The following is a 17195-nucleotide window of genomic DNA, read 5'->3' as shown; positions in this document are numbered from 1 at the left end:
GCTGAGTTTATTCCAGCATCCACTTCCCGACACGGGAATGATCCCGAGCCGACATGTGGATCCTGAAACAAGTGCAGGATGACGTTCGGCCTGTCAGTAGCGCCGCAGCAATCCCGCAAGCTTGCCCTGCACACGGACCTGGTCCGGCTTGTAGCGTTGCGGGTCATAAGCGCGGTTCGCCGGGTCGAGCCGGATCATCGCGCCTTCCTTGCGGAAATATTTGAGCGTCGCTTCGCTGTCGGCGATCAGGGCCACGATGATGTCGCCGTCGCGCGCCGTCTCGGCCTTGCGGATCAGGGCATAGTCGCCGTCGAGAATACCGGCTTCGACCATCGAATCGCCGGAGACTTCGAGCGCATAATGTTCGCCTGGGCCGAGCAGCGCCGCAGGCACCGACAAGGTGCTTTGGCCCTCGAGCGCCTCGATCGGCAAACCGGCGGCGATGCGGCCGTGCAGCGGGATTTCCAGCACATTCTCGTTCGCTGCCTGCGGCACGACCGGCGGAGCCTTCGATGGTGCGGCCGGAGCCTTGGCGATCATGTCGGGCATACGCAGCACTTCGAGCGCGCGCGCGCGGTTCGGCAGCCGGCGTATGAAGTTGCGCTCCTCGAGCGCGCTGATCAGCCGGTGGACGCCCGATTTGGACTTGAGGTCCAGCGCATCCTTCATCTCCTCGAACGAGGGCGACACGCCGGTCTCGATCAGCCGGTCGTGGATGAATAGGAGAAGTTCATGTTGCTTGCGCGTCAGCATGGCAATGCCCTCGTCTAGAACGGACGGAGAACATTTAGGCAACCGGCGCGAATCTGTCAAGCGAGTGGAATGATCTCGATATCCGCGCCCGGCTCGAGCGCCGCGGACTTGGGCGGCCGCACGATCAGCATTTCCGCTTGCACCAGGGCCACGAGGCCGGCGCTGTCCTGGCTGATGACCGGAACCGCCCGACCTTCGCTCCAGCGGCCGCGCAGATATTCGGCGCGGTTGCCGGTCGCCGGGAGCGCCGCTCCGAGCCGGGCGAGCATAGGCGCCGGGACAGGACTGCGCGCGCCCAGCAGGTGGGCGACGAGGGGCTTCAGGAACAGGGTGGCGGTGACGAAGGCCGAGACCGGATTGCCGGGCAGCCCCAGCACGATCGCTTCGCCGAGCGTGCCGATCATCACCGGCTTGCCGGGCTTCAGCGCGACCTTCCAGAAATCGATGCGCGCGCCGGCCTTCTGCAGGGCGGGCAGGACGAGATCATGATCGCCGACCGACGCACCGCCCGTGGTGACGATGATATTGGCCTGGTCGGCCAAAGCGGAGAAGGCCGCAGCGATTGCGTCGAGATCGTCGCGGACGATGCCGTGATCGGTGACGATGCAGGTCGGCCCCGCCAGCATGGCCGCCAGCATCGGTCCGTTGGAAGCGGGCAGCAGCGCGCCGCTGGTCGGCACGCCCGGCCGCACCAGTTCGTTGCCGGTCGAGAGAATGGAGATGCGCGGGCGCCGGCGAATTGCGAGCGCGCCATGGCCACCGCTGACGGCAAGCGCGATCGCCGCCGCGCCGATGGCCGTGCCAGCAGCGATGAGCGTGTCCCCCTGCGCGAAATCGCTGCCGGCGCGGCGGATATGCGCGCCGGGCCCGCGCGGTCCTTCGCCCGCCATCATCAGGCGGTCGCCGTCGCGCGCCGCTTCTTCCTGGACGAGGATCGCGTCGGCCCCTTCGGGCACTGGCGCTCCGGTGAAGATCCGCGCGGCCTCGCCAGCTGCGAGCGCACGATCCAGGCCGCCGCCCGCCGCGCTTTCGCCAATGACGGTCCAGGGCCCGGGCCGCTCGGCGAAGCGGATCGCATAGCCGTCCATCGCCGACAGATCGAGCGCGGGCTGGGTGCGGGCGGCGACGACATCGACGGCGGCATGGCGTCCGTTCGCCTGGACCAGCGGCACCGTTTCGATCGGCAGCGGCGGCCTGAGCGCCATCATCCGCGCCTGCGCCTCGGCAACGGGAATCAGCGTCATCAGGCCGTCCAGTCGCCCGACTTACCGCCGGTCTTGGACAACAGGCGGACGCCTTCGATCCGCATGCCGCGATCGAGCGCCTTGGCCATGTCGTAGACGGTGAGGAGCGCGACCGAGACAGCGGTCATCGCCTCCATCTCGATGCCGGTGGTGTAGGTGGTGACCACCGCGGCGGTGGCACGGATGCCGTCGGCCTCGATCGCGAGGTCCAGCGTCACGCCCGAGATCGGCAGCGGATGGCACAGCGGGATGAGGTCGGCGGTCTTCTTGGCGGCCATGATCCCGGCGACCCGCGCCGCCGCGAGGACGTCACCCTTCTTGACCGATCCGGCGCGGATCGCATCGAGCGCGGGCGCCGCTATCAGGATCCGCCCCTCGGCGATCGCCTCCCGCTTTGTCTCGGCCTTCGCCGAGACGTCGACCATCCGGGCCGCGCCCTCATCGTCGATATGGGTGAGCTTGCCGGTCATGCGCCGGTCAGCAGCCTGCGCGTCGCCGCGGCGACATCGGCTTCGCGCATCAGCGACTCCCCGACCAGGAAACAGCGCACGCCGTGCCCGGCCATCGCGTCGAGATCGGCCTTCGAGCCGAGCCCGCTCTCCGCGACGAACGTGCAACCCGCGGGCGCATTGGCCACCAGTTCATAGGTGCGCGACAGATCGATGGAGAAGTCGCGCAGGTCGCGATTGTTGACCCCGATCAGCCGGGATGTGAGCCGTGTGGCGCGCTCCAGCTCGCCGGCGTCATGGACCTCGACCAGAACGTCCATGCCATGCTCGATCGCTGCGGCCTCGATCTCGGCCATCGCGCCGTTGTCGAGCGCCGCGACGATGATCAGGATCGCATCGGCGCCCAGCGCGCGCGCCTCGGTCACCTGCCACGGATCAATCATGAAATCCTTGCGCAGGCACGGCAACGAGCAGGCCGCCCGCGCCGCCACCAGATAATCGTCATGACCCTGGAAATAGGGCGTGTCGGTTAGCACCGAGAGGCAGGCGGCGCCGGCCTGCTCATAGGCGCGCGCGTGCGTCGGCGGATCGAAATCGGCGCGGATCAGGCCCTTGGAGGGCGACGCCTTCTTGATCTCCGCGATGAGGCCATAGCCGTCGGCAGCCTTGCGATCGAGTGCGGCCCGGAACCCGCGAGGAGGGCTGGCGGCCCGGGCACGGGCGGTGAGGTCGGCGAAGGATGTCGCCGCCTTGGCGCGCGCCACATGATCGCGTTTGACGTCGCAGATTTCGGTCAGCTTGTTGCTCATCGCCGCGCGCCATAGCGCGAGATGCATCGGCAGGCTAGGCCGGCGGTGGCTCGAGCCCCGGCCTTGATCGGTTCAGGCTCTAATAGTTGAACAGCTGCGCGACACCCTGGAGCAAGACCGCGGCCGAGCCCAGGTAGATCGCCCCCGACCGTGCCGCGCGCGCGCGCGCATGCCTTGCCCGGCGCTCCGTCCAATGCTCACTGGTCCGCCGGGCAGTCGCGACGCGAGTCGTGCCCAGAGCCTCGCGCCATGCGTAGAGCCGCAGCGCGGCCAGCAAAGCGAGGAACAGGCTGAGGCAGACAAGCAGCGACATCGGGCATCTATCTCCGACATTCGATTACCGAAGGGTTAGGATCGGCAGTTCGAACGATATGTCCCGTGTCGTCGTCATACGGGCGTAGCGCTATGATCTCGATCACTCGGCGCTACGATGCCGCCATTCAGCGAAGATTTGCCACCCTGGTCAAGTAAACTATCGCAACGCCGCGTTGATCTTGGCCAGCGCCGATGCCGGCGGGGTCAGCTCGCGATCGGACAGCGCGTTGAGCGGGCGCTTCACCGTGCCCAGCGCGTCGTGCAGGTCCTCGGCATGGGGATCGACATAGAGCAGGCCAGTGACGATCTCGCCCACCGCCTCCCGCTGGTGGAGATAGCTCATGGCGGCAACCCGATCGGTGGGATCATAGTCGGCGGCAACCTTGCGCAGCACCAGCACCGAACCGTCATGCTGCGCCACCTCGACCAGCGAGCCGGGCTCATAGGATGCCATTACCGGGGCGCGACCGAGCAGCACGTCAAGCCGGTTGACCGCCTCGTTATGCTCGCGCACCCAGTCGAAGCTCTTGGTCGACCCCTTGTGATTGTTGAACGCGATGCACGGGCTCAGCACGTCGATGAACGCCGCGCCCTTGTGCCGCAGCGCCGCCTTGATCAGCGGCACCAGCTGCTCCTTGTCGCCGGAGAAGCTGCGGCCCACGAAGGTCGCGCCCAGCTGCAGCGCGAGTGCCACCAGATCGATGCCGCTGTCGGAGTTGACCACGCCCTTCTTGGACTTGCTGCCCTTGTCGGCGGTCGCCGAGAACTGCCCCTTGGTGAGTCCGTAGACGCCGTTATTCTCGACAATATAGGCCATGTTGACGCCGCGACGGATGGCATGGGCGAACTGGCCGAGCCCGATCGAGGCGCTGTCGCCATCGCCTGACACGCCGAGATAGATCAGCTCGCGATTGGCGAGATTGGCGCCGGTGAGGACCGATGGCATGCGGCCGTGCACGGTATTGAAGCCGTGGCTCGCCCCCAGGAAATAATCGGGCGTCTTCGAAGAGCAGCCGATCCCCGACATCTTGGCGAGCCGGTGCGGCTCGAGGTCGATCTCGAAACAGGCCTGGACGATCGACGCGCTGATCGAGTCGTGTCCGCAGCCGGCGCACAGGGTCGAGACCTTGCCCTCATAGTCGCGCCGGGTGAAGCCGAGCGCGTTGGTCTGCAGCGACGGGTGATGGAATTTCGGCTTGGCGATAAATGTCACTTCACCATCTCCCCGACGGTAGTGCCCATGCCCGCGGCCATTCCCCGGGCGAGTTCGCGCTCGATGAAGCGCGCGGTGATCGGCGAGCCATCGTAGTTCAGGACCTTGACGAGCCGGGCCGGATCGACCCCGCCCTCATTGATCAGCAGCGCGCGCAGCTGGGCATCGCGGTTCTGCTCGACCACGAACACCAGATCGTGCGCCGCGATGAAATCGAACACTTCGCCCGAAAAAGGAAAGGCGCGGACGCGCAGCGCATCGATGGCGATACCCTCGCCGTCCAGCCACGCCAGCGCCTCGTCCATCGCCGGCGAGGTCGATCCGTAATAGATCACGCCATAGGAGGTCGGACGGACCGCCTTGTGCAGGACAGGCGCGGGCACCAGCGCCTTGGCGCTGTCGAACTTGCGCAGCAGCCGCTCCATATTGTCGACATAGACCGCGCCCTCCTCGCTGTACCGCGCATAGGGATCGCGCGAGGTGCCGCGGGTGAAATAGGCGCCCTTCGACGGATGGGTGGCGGGCAGGGTGCGGTAGGGGATGCCGTCGCCATCGACATCCTTGTATCGTCCGAAATCGGCGCCGGCCTCGAGCATCTCGGCGGTCATCACCTTGCCCCGGTCGAGCGGCCGGCTCTCGTCCCACGCGAAGGGTTCGATCAGCCACTCGTTCATGCCCATGTCGAGATCGAGCATGACGAACACCATGGTCTGCAGTCGATCTGCGAGATCGAAGGCGAGCGCGCCGAATTCGAAGCATTCGCCCGGACCCTCCGGCAGCAGCAACACATGCTTGGTGTCGCCATGGCTGGCATAGGCGGCGGACAGGATGTCCGACTGCTGGGTGCGGGTCGGCATTCCGGTCGACGGGCCGCCGCGCTGGACGTCGAAGATCACTGCCGGAATCTCGGCGAAATAGCTCAGGCCGATGAACTCCTGCATCAGCGATATGCCGGGTCCAGAGGTGCAGGTGAAGGCGCGGGCGCCGTTCCAGCCGGCGCCGGTGACCATGCCGATCGAGGCGATCTCGTCCTCGGCCTGGACGATGGCGTAGCGCGCGTCTCCGGTGTCGGGATCGTGGCGCAGCTTCCTGCAATAGTCGATGAACGCCTCGGCCAGCGAGGTCGAGGGCGTGATCGGATACCAGGCACAGACGGTGGCGCCGCCATAGACCGCGCCGAGCCCGGCCGCGGTGTTCCCGTCGACGAAGATCCGCTCGCCGACCGCATCGGCACGCTGCAGCTGCAGGCCCAGCGGCTTCAGCGTGGCGCGCGCGTGATCGAAGCCGATGCCCAGCGCCTCGATATTGGCCGGGATCAGCGCGGGCTTGGAGGCATATTCCTCGGCCAGCAGCGCCTCGACCACCTCACGCTCGATCCCGAGAAGATAGGCAAGGGCGCCAAGATAGATGATGTTTTTCAATACCTTTCGCTTCGCTGGCTCGACATAGGCTTCGTTGCACAGCGCAGTCAGGGGAATGCCGACGATGTTGATGTCCTTGCGGAAGCGGTCGGCCGGCATCGGCTTGGTCGAGTCGTAGAACAGATAGCCGCCGCTCTCGATCTCGGCGATGTCGCGGTCCCAGGTCTGCGGGTTCATCGCCACCATCAGGTCGACTCCGCCGCGCCGGCCGAGCCAGCCTTCGCCGCTGACGCGGATCTCGTACCAGGTCGGCAGCCCCTGGATGTTCGACGGGAAGATGTTGCGCGCGCCGACCGGCACGCCCATCCGCAGGATCGCCTTGACGAACAGCCCGTTGGCCGAGGCCGAGCCCGAGCCGTTCACATTGGCGAACTTGACGACGAAATCGTTCACCGCGCTCAGGGCCTTGGTCATTTCGAGCACCCTCCAGCATGGGTCATCTCGATCAGCGTCTTCTGCATGTCCCACGCGCCGGTCGGGCAGCGCTCGGCGCATAGCCCGCAATGCAGGCAGACATCCTCGTCCTTCACCATCACCCGGCCGGTCGGCAGCGTCGAGGAAACATAGAGCTCCTGCGCCAGGTTCAGCGCGGGCGCCTTCAGCCGGGGCCGGAGTTCATCTTGGTCGCCGTTGACCGTGAAGGTGATGCAGTCGGTGGGGCAGATGTCCGCGCAGGCGTCGCACTCGATGCACAGCGGCTTGGCGAACACGGTCTGCACGTCGCAGTTCAGGCAGCGCTGGGTCTCCGCCCAGGTCCGCGGATCGTCGAAGCCGAGCTCGACCTCGGCCTTCACGTCGGCGAGCGCGGCGGCGATCGGCAGCAACGGCACCTTCTGGCGATCCTGCGCGGAGATGTCGTTGTCGTAGCTCCATTCGTGGATGCCCATCTTCTGCGAAGAGACATGCACGCCCGGCGGCGGTCGCAGCCGCAAATTGGTGCCACGGCAGAAATGGTCGATCGACACCGCCGCGTCATGGCCATGCGCGACCGCCCAGATGATGTTCTTCGGCCCGAACGCGGCGTCGCCGCCGAAGAAGACTTTCGGCAAGGTCGACTGGAAAGTGACCTCGTCGACAACGGGCATCCCCCACTGGTCGAACTCGAGGCCGATGTCGCGCTCGATCCAGGGGAAGCTGTTCTCCTGGCCGACCGCGATCAGGACATCGTCACACTCGAAATGCTCGTCGGGTTCGCCGGTCGGCTGCAGCGTCCGGCGGCCCTTCTCGTCGATCAGCGGGGCGACCTTCTCGAAGGTCACACCCGTCAGCCGGCCGTCTTCATGGGTGAACGCCTTTGGCACCAGATAATTGTGGATCGGAATGCCTTCATGCTGGGCATCCTCCTTCTCCCACGGCGACGCCTTCATCTCCTCATAGCCGGAGCGCACGATCACCTTCACGTCCTCGCCACCGAGCCGGCGCGAAGTACGGCAGCAATCCATCGCGGTGTTGCCGCCGCCGAGCACGATCACGCGCTTGCCGATGCTGTCGACATGCCCGAACGACACGTTCGCCAGCCAGTCGATGCCGATATGAATGTTCGCCGCCGCCTCACGCCGGCCGGGCAGATCGAGATCGCGGCCGCGCGGCGCGCCGGTGCCGACGAAGATCGCGTCATAGTCCTGCCGCAGCAGTGCCGCCATGCTGTCGACCCGCTGGCCCAGCCGCATGTCGAGGCCCAGATTGACGATGAAGCCCATCTCCTCGTCGATCACGCTCTCGGGCAGGCGGAAGCGCGGGATCTGGCTGCGGATCATGCCGCCCGCCCTTGCGTCGGCGTCGTAGACGGTGATGTCGTAGCCGAGCGGCGCGAGATCGCGCGCCACGGTCATCGCTGCGGGGCCGGCGCCGATGCAGGCGACCTTCTTGCCGATCTTCTTCTTGGGCGGCACCGGCATCCGCGCGGCGACGTCGCCCTTGTTGTCGGCGGCGACGCGCTTCAGGCGGCAGATCGCTACCGGCTCCTCGTCGACCCGGCCGCGGCGGCAGGCGGGTTCGCACGGACGATCGCAGGTCCTGCCCAATATCCCCGGGAAGACGTTGGATTTCCAGTTCACCATATAAGCGTCGGCGTGGCGCCCCTGGGCGATCAGCCGAATATACTCGGGAACGGGCGTGTGGGCCGGACAGGCCCATTGGCAATCGACGACCTTATGGAAATATTCCGGCGCCTCGATGTTGGTAGGCTCCAACGCGACGAACTCCTCTCACCAGCTCCCATGTCTGAGGACGGGACGGCCCGGGCTCGCGCTCGGTCCATTCTGTATCCGCACAGGATGCTCTTGCTTATTGCTTAACGCGCGAGATCGCGCCTCGCCACCCTGCAATCGAGATTTTCGCTGTTTTGTAACAAGTCCCTGCCCCATCGACAGCGATACCGCATGCGCGGTATCGAAGGCCGGCGGTGGGGGAGGCGAACAGGTCGTGAAATATGAACGCCGCAAGCACGCCGCCCGCAGCACCGACAGCTTCATCTTCAACCAGCTCATTCCCTATATCGGCAACAAGCGTAAGCTTCTGCCGCTGATCCAGCGGGCGATCGCGGCGAGCGGCATCGCGCCCGGTGACAGCTTCGTCGATCTGTTCTCGGGCAGCGGCGTGGTAGCGCGCTTCGCCAAGGCGCAGGGCCTGCGGGTCATCGCCAACGACTGGGAGCCCTATTCGGAGCAGATCAACCGCTGCTATATCGGCTGCAACAGCCCGCCATCGTTCGGCGCCGACGGCTATGCCGCGATGATCGGGCAGCTCAACGCCCTGCCGTCGGTTGCAGGCTGGATAACCGATCACCTCTGCCCCGACGATGATGAGCATTATGTGATCGGGCGCGACCGGCTGTTCTTCATGCGCAAGAACGGCATGCGCATCGACGCGATCCGGCAGGAGATCGAGCGGCTGAAGGATGCCGCCGGCTTCGCCGATGCGCAGCTTGCCTGCCTGATGGCGCCCTTGCTCTACCAGGCATGCTACGCCAGCAACACGTCCGGCCTGTTCAAGGGCTTTCATGCCGGCTGGGGCGGCAGCAACGGCACGGCGCTCTATCGCATCTGCGGCGACCTGCGGCTGGAGCCGGCGGCGTTCTGCGACAATGGTCAGGCCAATGAGGTAACGCGGCTCGACGCGCAACGCTTCAGCCGGGAGCATGGGCGCAGCTATGACTTCGTCTATGTCGATCCGCCCTACAACCAGCACCCTTATGGCTCGAACTATCATGTCCTGAACACGATCGCGCTGTGGGACAGCCCGCCGCTGGAACGCAAGATCACCAGCCATGGCGACAAGTCCGCGATCCGTCGCGACTGGCGGACCGAACGCCGCAGCCCCTATAACCATGCGCGTGACGCGGCGGCGGCCTTTGCCGCGCTGGTGGATGGCCTGGCGGCGCGCTGGATCGCGGTCAGCTACAGCACCGACGGCAATATCCCACTGCTCGATCTTGCCCGCGCCTGCTGCGCGCGCGGCGCGACATCGGCCTTCATCCAGCCCTACAAGCGCTACCGGGTCAGCGCTCAGCGCTTCTCGCGCAAGCCGATGAACGCCGAGTTCGTCCTGCTCGTCGATACCGCGAAAGCGGCCCCCTGTTCGGCAGAGGCGATCTGCGACGAGATCCTCGCGCAGGAGCGCCAGGCGCTGCGCAGCCACCGCGAAGCGGCGGCGATACCCGCCGCCTGAGCGACCGGATCAGCGCGGAGAGGCTGGTGATGATCGCCGCCAGGCCGATCACTGACGAAAAACCGAATTGTCTCAGTCTACCACCGGCAACAGCACCGCGCTCGCGGCAGCGCCACCCGTGAACACGCTCTGCGTCGCCTTTCGATAGTCGCCCGGCCGGGCGTGAAAGATGTTCGGCACATAGCTTTGCGGGTTGCGGTCGTAGAGCGGGAACCAGCTCGACTGGACCTGCACCATGATGCGGTGGCCTGGCAGGAAGCTGTGGTTGACCGTCGGCAGCTCGAAGCGGTAATGCTCCGCCTTGCCGGATTTCAGCGCGCGCGGCTTGTCGAAGCCGTCGACATAGCGGCCGCGGAAGATCTCCATGCCGATGCCGAGCTGATAGCCGGCCAGCCTGGCATCCGACGTCATCTCCTCGGGATAGACGTCGATCAGCTTCACGACCCAGTCGCTGTCGGTTCCGCTGGTCGCGGCGAACAGGTCGACCATCGGCCGCCCCAATATGTGGACGGCCCTGGTCAACGGTTCGGTGACATAGGTCAGCACGTCGGGCCGGCCATCGACGAAGCGCTGATCGGACACCAGCCACGGCTTCCAGACATCGGCATTCCCCCAGTGGACTGGGCGCGCGACGAACGGCACCGGCTTGGCGGGATCGGAGACATAGTCGTCGCGGCCGGGCTTCGCGCCCTTGTTCCAGCCGAGCGCCGCACCGGGCTGCAGGTAGAGCGGGGTGAGCCTGGTGTCGAAGATGCCGGCGGTCGGCTGCCAGCGGTTGCGGCCGCTGTCATAGGTCAGCACCGGAGGCGTGGAGACGCGGGGACTGCCGCTCTTGAGATATTGATCGAGGAACGGCTTCATCACGTCGCGGCGGAACTGAAGCGCGGTATCGCCCGCGAAGCGCAGCGGCCCGAGCGACGAGCCGTCATAATTGACGCCGCTGTGCCGCCACGGTCCGACTACCAGATGGAGCCTGCCGTCGCTGTCCTTGGGCTTGAGCGCGCGGTAGACCGCGGCGGCGCCATAGCTGTCCTCCTGGTCCCACTGACCGACGACCAGCATCATCGGAACGGTGAACGGCCGCGCGGCCAGCAGCTTGTCGACCGCCTGCTCCCGCCAATAGGCGTCATAGGCGGGGTGTTCGGCCATCTTGCGCGCCGCGGGCAGCGTGTCGAGCCCATAGGCTTTCATATAGTCGCCGGCCGACCCGCTGCCGAGCCACAGCGCATATTGGTCGCCAGTGCCCGAGGCGACATCGTCGCCATCGTCCTTGGTGGCGGTCTGCTCGGTGAGATAATCATAGCTATTCTGACGGAATGCGCCGTTGTGAAACCAATCGTCGCCCATCCAGCCGTCGACCATCGGGCTCATCGGCACCACCGCCTTCAGTGCCGGATGTGGATCGATCGTCGCCATCAGCGTCGTAAAGCCCGGATAGGACGATCCGGTCATGCCGACCCGGCCATTGGTCTCGGGCACATTCTTCACCAGCCAGTCGATCGTGTCATAGGCGTCGGTGGCATGATCGATCGGCGTGCCGTTGAGCGGACCGCGCAACGGGCGGTTCATCACATAGTCGCCTTCGGATTTGTTGCGACCGCGCACGTCCTCATAGACGCGGATATAGCCGTCATCGACGAACTCGGCATCGGAGACCGGCAGGATCTCCTCGATCTTCTGGCTCTGATTGCGGCTGGTCGTGTCGCCCGCATTATAAGGGGTGCGGGTCAGCAGGATCGGTGCATTGGCGGTGCCCTTGCGCATCACGATCACCGCGAACATCTTCTTGCCGTCGCGCATCGGGATCATCACCTCGCGCCGGATGTAATCGGCAGCCGGCGTGACCGTCTCGAAGCCGTCGGGAATGTCGGGGGTCATCGGCGGCGTCTGGGGGGTGCCCGCCGAGGCGAGCATGAGGAGCGCCACTGCGCTGAGAATTTTGCGCTTGATCATTTAGTCACTCCGAGATCCTGCACGACGCTATAATGTTCGCCATCCCAGCGAAAGCTGGGATCTCGGTTCAAATTTGCGCCAAGGAAAAGGAGATCCCAGCTTTCGCTGGGATGACGTAGGCGCTAAAGAGCCGCCCATGATCCTCGTCATCGACAATTATGACAGCTTCACCTGGAACCTCGTCCACTATCTGATGGAGCTGGGCGCCGAGGTCGATGTCGTGCGCAACGACGCGATTGGCGTCGGCCAGGCGATGTCGAGCGGTGCGGAGGCTTTCCTGATCTCCCCCGGCCCGTGCACGCCGAACGAGGCGGGCATCTCGCTCGATCTCGTCGCCGCCTGCGCCGCGCACCGGCGACCCCTGCTCGGCGTATGCCTGGGGCACCAGTCGATCGGCCAGCATTTCGGCGGCAAGGTCGTTCGCGCGCCGCAGCTGATGCACGGCAAGACGAGCCCGATCCTGCATGACGGCACCGGCCTCTATGAGGGCCTGCCGTCGCCCTTCACGGCCACGCGCTATCACTCGCTGATCGTGCCGGAGGAGGGGCTGCCCGCCGAACTGCTGATCAACGCGCGCACGCCCGACGGGCAGGTGATGGGCGTCCGCCACGCGTCCCTGCCGATCCACGGCGTGCAGTTCCATCCCGAGAGCATCGCCACCGAGCATGGCCATGCGATGCTCGCCAATTTCATGCGCGCGGCCGGGATGCGGGTCAAAGAGCGCGCCTGACCTTGCCGCTTCTGCCGGACCCGCACAGGCCGCTCGACCAGCAAACCGCCTATGAGACCTTTGCGGCGATATTGGACGGCGCGTTCGACGAGGAGCGCCTCGTTGCCTTCCTGACCGCCATGGCCGAGCGCGACGAGACGGATGCCGAAATCGCCGGCGCGGCACTGGCGATGCGCGAGCGGATGATCCGCGTGGGCGCGCCCGTTGGCGCCATCGACGTCTGCGGTACCGGCGGCGACGGCGCGCACAGCCTCAACGTCTCGACCGCAGTGGCGATCATTGTAGCAGCGGCCGGCGTGCCGGTCGCGAAGCACGGCAACCGGGCGGCATCGTCGAAGGCCGGCGCTGCCGATACGCTCGAGGCGCTGGGACTGGACCTCGACCGCGCCTCCGAGCGGGCGGAGGGGTCGCTTGCCGAGATCGGCCTGTGTTTCCTGTTCGCCCAGAAGCATCATCCGGCACTGAAGCCGCTCGGCCCGATCCGCAAGCGTATCGGCAGGCGGACGATCTTCAACCTGCTCGGTCCGATCGCCAATCCGGCCGGCGTGACCCGCCAGCTGATCGGTGTCGCGCGGCCCGATTTCATCCCCGTCTATGCCGCCGCGATCGAGCGGATCGGCTGCGACGCGGCCATGCTCGTGTCGGGCGACGAGCCACTCGACGAACTGTCTATCGGTGGCCCGAGCAGCCTGTTCCGGCTGGGTAGCATCGGTTGGGGACCGGAACGGTTTGAGCCGGAGACTGCCGGGCTGAGCCGTCATCCGCTCACCGCGATCCGGGGTGGCGACGCAGCCTTCAACGCCGCGGCGCTGGGCCGGCTGCTGGCGGGCGAAGCCGGCGCCTATCGCGATGCGGTGCTGCTGAATGCGGCTGCCGCATTGATCGTCGGGGGTAAGTCAACTAATTGGCAAGACGCCATTTCCATTGCGGAAGAAGCGATCGATAGCGGAGCGGCCAGGGCGCTTCTCGCGCGGTGGATCGCTTATTGATTCGTTTTTTGGGCGGCGTAACGGCGGGAACCTCGCGACAATATCGGGGTTGAAGACCATTACGCTTTCGAAAAGACTGGATGCAGTTTGATGTCCAACAGAATATCCTCGGGCAACCCGGGGCTCGACACGATCCTGAACGGCGGCCTGCCTCCGAGCCGGCTTTACCTGCTGGAAGGTTCACCGGGATCGGGCAAGACCACCCTCGCGCTGCAATATCTGCTGGAGGGAATAAGGCAGGGCGAAAGCTGCCTGTACATCACCCTGTCCGAAACCAGCGAGGAGCTGCATGCCGTAGCCGCGTCCCATGGCTGGGATCTGGCGGGGATCGATCTGTTCGAGTTCGCCCAGGCGGAAGAGGTGCTCGGCGGCGACCGCGACCAGTCGGTGCTCTACAGCTGGGAGGTCGAGCTTGGTGAGACCGTGCGGCTGATCGAGGAGCAGGTCGAGCGCACCAACCCGCGCCGGGTGGTGTTCGACAGCCTGTCCGAGATGCGGCTGCTCGCGCAGGATGCGCTGCGCTACCGGCGGCAGGTGCTGGCGCTCAAGCAGTTCTTCGCAGGGCGGGATACGACCGTGATCCTGGTCGACGACCTGACGTCTTCGGGTGGGGAGCGTGACACGCATCTGCACAGCCTGTGCCATGGGGTCATCACGCTGGACCGGCTGACGCTCGATTTCGGCGCGGCGCGGCGGCGGCTGCAGGTCCAGAAGCTGCGCGGTGTCGAATTCGTCGCGGGCTATCACGATCTCGTCATCCGCAAGGGAGGAATCGAGGTCTTCCCGCGCCTGATCGCGTCCGACCATGCCGAGCCTTTCCAGAATTCCATGGTATCGAGCGGCATTCCCGAACTCGACGCGCTGTGGGGCGGTGGACCGATGCGCGGCACCAGCACGTTGGTGACCGGCCCGGCGGGCGCGGGCAAGACGTCGATCGCCATGCAGTTCATCGTCGCCGCTTGCGCGCGGGGCGAACCCACGACGATGTATCAGTTCGACGAACGGATCAGCACGTTGCTGGCGCGGACCGGCAAGCTCGAGACGCAGCTCCAACATTATATCGACAGCGGCTGCCTCGTGATCACGCAGGTCGATCCGGCCGAGCTTTCGCCGGGCCAGTTCGCGGCCATGGTGCGGGACGAGGTGGAGCGCCGCGGATCCCGGATGATCGTGATCGACAGCCTCAACGGCTATCTTGCGGCGATGCCGCAGGAGCAGCAGCTGATCCTGCAGATGCACGAGCTGCTGTCCTATCTGAACCATTATGGCGTGGTCACCTTCCTGATCAATCCGCAGCACGGGCTAGTCGGGTCCATGTCGACCAGCCTCAACATCTCCTATGTCGCCGATAGCGTGGCGCTTATCCGCTTCTTCGAGGCAGGCGGCCGCATCCGGAAAGCAATCTCGATCCTCAAGAATCGCGGCGGCCAGCATGAGGATGCGATCCGTGAGCTGCGGATCGACGGGGGCGGCATCCGGATCGGCGCGCCGCTTACCAATTTCCGCGGCGTACTGACCGGGACGCCCGAATATATGGGGGTCGCGGCGCCGTTGATGGAAGATCGAAGTGCCGCATAGGACGGCCGCGCTAGGCCACAAGGTTCTGGTTCTGGCGCCCTATGGCAGGGATGCGGAGAGCGTCTGCCGGCTCCTGAAGCGCGAGGGCTACGATGCCACGGCGTGCGGAAGCCTGAGCGAGATCGCCGCCTTGCTCGACGATCATGTCGGGGCGGTAGTGCTGACGGAGGAGGCGCTCGGCGTCGACCAGCGGCCGTTGCGGGCCGCGCTTGAGGCCCAGCCGACCTGGTCGGACCTGCCCTTCGTGGTGCTGGCGGCACGCCGCATGGGGCCGCTACCGCCAGGCCAGGCAGCCGTGCTGCGCATCTCCGAAGTCGTCGACAATTTCACGGTGCTCGAACGCCCGCTGAGCTCGGTGTCGCTGCTCAGCGCGGTGTCTTCGGCGCTGCGCTCGCGCCAGAAGCAGTTCGAGATGCGCGACCACCTTGCGCAGATCGAGCTGCGCAATGCCGCGCTGGCGCGCAGCCAGGACGAACTGCTCGAGAGCGAGGCCAAGTTCCAGGCGATCGCCGACTCCATCGACCATATGGTCTGGTCGACGTTGCCCGATGGTTATCACGACTATTATAACCAGCGCTGGTACGATTTTACCGGCGTGCCGCACGGCTCCACCGACGGCGAGGGCTGGAACGAGATGTTCCACCCCGAGGACCAGGAACGCGCCTGGTCGCGCTGGCGCCAGTCGCTGACCACGGGCGAGCCCTATCACATCGAATATCGGCTGAAGCACCACTCCGGTGTCTATCGCTGGGTGCTCGGGCGCGCGCAGCCGATGCGCGATGCCGCGGGAGCGATCGTCCGCTGGTTCGGCACCTGCACCGATATCCAGGAGATCGTCGAGGCGCGCGACGTGCTCGCCAAGAGCCGCGAGGACCTCGAGGCGATGGTGCACGAGCGCACCGAGGAACTGGCGCGGGCCAACGAACATCTCCACCAGAGCCAGAAGATGGAGGCGGTCGGCCAGCTGACCGGCGGCATCGCGCATGATTTCAACAATATGCTGACCGGCATCATCGGCGCGATGGACATCATGCGGCGCCGGATCGCCTCGGGTCGCCTCGACGACCTCGACCGCTTCATGGACGCGGCGACGACCTCGGCGTTGCGCGCGGCGGGCCTTACCCAGCGCCTGCTGGCCTTTTCGCGGCGCCAGTCGCTCGATTCCAAACCGCTCGACGTCAATGCGCTGGTCGGATCGCTGGGCGATCTGCTCGAACGCACGATCGGGGAGCAGATTGCGCTCGACCTGCGGCTCGATCCCGCGGTGCCGGCTGGAATCGCCGACGCCAACCAGCTCGAAAGCGCGATCCTGAACCTGACGATCAACGCGCGAGACGCGATGCCGGAGGGGGGCATGCTCACCGTCGCCACCCGCTATGCCGAGCTGAACGCGGCACAGGCGGCCGACATCGTCGATGCCGAGGCGGGGCGGTTCGTCGTGCTGAGCGTCTCCGACACCGGCGTGGGCATGCCGGTCGACCTGCTCGACAAGGTGTTCGAGCCCTTCTTCACCACCAAGCCGCTGGGCCAAGGCACCGGCCTGGGCCTGTCGATGGTCTATGGCTTCGCGCGCCAGAATGGCGGCTTCGTCGCGATCGACAGCATCGAGAATGCTGGAACGACCGTGAGTATCTACCTCCCGGCAGCCGATCGGCCCGGCATTGTGGCGGAGGCGCCTGGCCCCGCTGCGCCGCAGGGCGATGGCCAGCGGGTGCTGGTGGTGGAAGACGACGCGTCGGTGCGGCTGCTGATCCGCGACGTGCTCGAGGAAGTCGGCTATACCGCGATCGAAGCCTGCGACGGCGCATCGGCGATACCCGTCCTGGCCTCGGCCGTGCCGATCGACCTTATGATATCGGACGTCGGCCTGCCGGGCATGAACGGCCGCCAGCTGGCGGAGACCGCGCGCGACTATCGCCCTGAGCTGCCGATCCTGTTCGTCACCGGCTATGCCGAGAGCGCGACGATCCGCTCGGGCTTCCTCGGCGCCAATATGAGCATGATCACCAAGCCCTTCTCACTCGACGACCTCGGCCAGAAGGTCGGTGAGATATTGGCGGCGGGCTGACTGG

General features: G+C 66.0%; 14 protein-coding genes. 5 read left to right on the top strand and 9 right to left on the bottom strand.

All coding sequences use genetic code 11. The features are described 5' to 3' along the window. Positions 1–93: 93 nt before the first annotated feature. The 8 genes from lexA to AC1DPF_RS06540 all read right to left on the bottom strand — a co-directional run bounded on the left by lexA (position 94) and on the right by AC1DPF_RS06540 (position 8396). Positions 94–753 (bottom strand): transcriptional repressor LexA, encoded by a 660-nt coding sequence (gene lexA, locus AC1DPF_RS06575; RefSeq protein WP_477868455.1) that lies wholly within the window; start codon positions 751–753, stop codon positions 94–96. A gap of 56 nt (positions 754–809) precedes the next feature. Next, a complete protein-coding gene (locus AC1DPF_RS06570) occupies positions 810–1997 on the bottom strand; it encodes a molybdopterin molybdotransferase MoeA (protein WP_477868457.1) in 1188 nt (395 codons plus the stop codon). Then, positions 1997–2467, bottom strand: a complete 471-nt coding sequence (gene moaC, locus AC1DPF_RS06565) for a cyclic pyranopterin monophosphate synthase MoaC (protein ID WP_477868458.1) — start codon at positions 2465–2467, stop codon at positions 1997–1999. The genes AC1DPF_RS06570 and moaC overlap by 1 nt, the downstream gene beginning before the upstream one ends. Next, positions 2464–3255, bottom strand: coding sequence for an indole-3-glycerol phosphate synthase TrpC (trpC, locus tag AC1DPF_RS06560; protein ID WP_477868460.1), 792 nt, complete (start codon positions 3253–3255; stop codon positions 2464–2466). The genes moaC and trpC overlap by 4 nt, the downstream gene beginning before the upstream one ends. A gap of 79 nt (positions 3256–3334) precedes the next feature. Further along, positions 3335–3568, bottom strand: coding sequence for a hypothetical protein (locus tag AC1DPF_RS06555; RefSeq protein WP_477868462.1), 234 nt, complete (start codon positions 3566–3568; stop codon positions 3335–3337). A 159-nt stretch (positions 3569–3727) separates the two neighbouring features. Beyond that, complete coding sequence (locus tag AC1DPF_RS06550; RefSeq protein ID WP_477960316.1) at positions 3728–4783, bottom strand: 2-oxoacid:ferredoxin oxidoreductase subunit beta; 1056 nt, start codon at positions 4781–4783, stop codon at positions 3728–3730. Beyond that, positions 4780–6618: a 2-oxoacid:acceptor oxidoreductase subunit alpha gene (locus tag AC1DPF_RS06545; protein WP_477868466.1), complete on the bottom strand. Its 1839-nt coding sequence runs from the start codon at positions 6616–6618 to the stop codon at positions 4780–4782. Before AC1DPF_RS06545 ends, AC1DPF_RS06550 begins: the two co-directional genes overlap by 4 nt. After that, positions 6615–8396 carry an FAD-dependent oxidoreductase gene (locus AC1DPF_RS06540; RefSeq protein WP_477960314.1) on the bottom strand — a complete coding sequence of 594 codons (1782 nt, stop codon included), beginning with the start codon at positions 8394–8396 and terminating at the stop codon, positions 6615–6617. Before AC1DPF_RS06540 ends, AC1DPF_RS06545 begins: the two co-directional genes overlap by 4 nt. 232 nt (positions 8397–8628) lie before the next feature. On the opposite strand from AC1DPF_RS06540, the gene AC1DPF_RS06535 reads away from it, so the two are divergent. Beyond that, a complete protein-coding gene (locus AC1DPF_RS06535; RefSeq protein ID WP_477868470.1) occupies positions 8629–9873 on the top strand; it encodes a DNA adenine methylase in 1245 nt (414 codons plus the stop codon). A 72-nt stretch (positions 9874–9945) separates the two neighbouring features. Here the strand turns inward: AC1DPF_RS06535 and AC1DPF_RS06530 are convergent, their stop codons facing one another. Then, positions 9946–11826 (bottom strand): CocE/NonD family hydrolase, encoded by a 1881-nt coding sequence (locus AC1DPF_RS06530; protein WP_477960313.1) that lies wholly within the window; start codon positions 11824–11826, stop codon positions 9946–9948. Between the two features lie 136 nt (positions 11827–11962). On the opposite strand from AC1DPF_RS06530, the gene AC1DPF_RS06525 reads away from it, so the two are divergent. From AC1DPF_RS06525 to AC1DPF_RS06510, 4 genes are all read left to right on the top strand, one after another. Continuing rightward, complete coding sequence (locus AC1DPF_RS06525; RefSeq protein WP_477868474.1) at positions 11963–12556, top strand: anthranilate synthase component II; 594 nt, start codon at positions 11963–11965, stop codon at positions 12554–12556. A gap of 2 nt (positions 12557–12558) precedes the next feature. Further along, positions 12559–13545, top strand: coding sequence for an anthranilate phosphoribosyltransferase (gene trpD, locus AC1DPF_RS06520; protein ID WP_477960310.1), 987 nt, complete (start codon positions 12559–12561; stop codon positions 13543–13545). Positions 13546–13635: 90 nt separating this feature from the next. Beyond that, entirely contained in the window at positions 13636–15123 is a 1488-nt protein-coding gene (locus AC1DPF_RS06515; RefSeq protein WP_477960309.1) for an ATPase domain-containing protein, read from the top strand. Then, complete coding sequence (locus AC1DPF_RS06510; protein ID WP_477960307.1) at positions 15113–17191, top strand: PAS domain-containing protein; 2079 nt, start codon at positions 15113–15115, stop codon at positions 17189–17191. Before AC1DPF_RS06515 ends, AC1DPF_RS06510 begins: the two co-directional genes overlap by 11 nt. The last annotated feature ends 4 nt before the right edge of the window (positions 17192–17195 follow it).

This window comes from Rhizorhabdus sp. P4_G6 (genome assembly GCF_056401045.1).
This window is presented reverse-complemented; position numbering and strand designations above follow the sequence as displayed.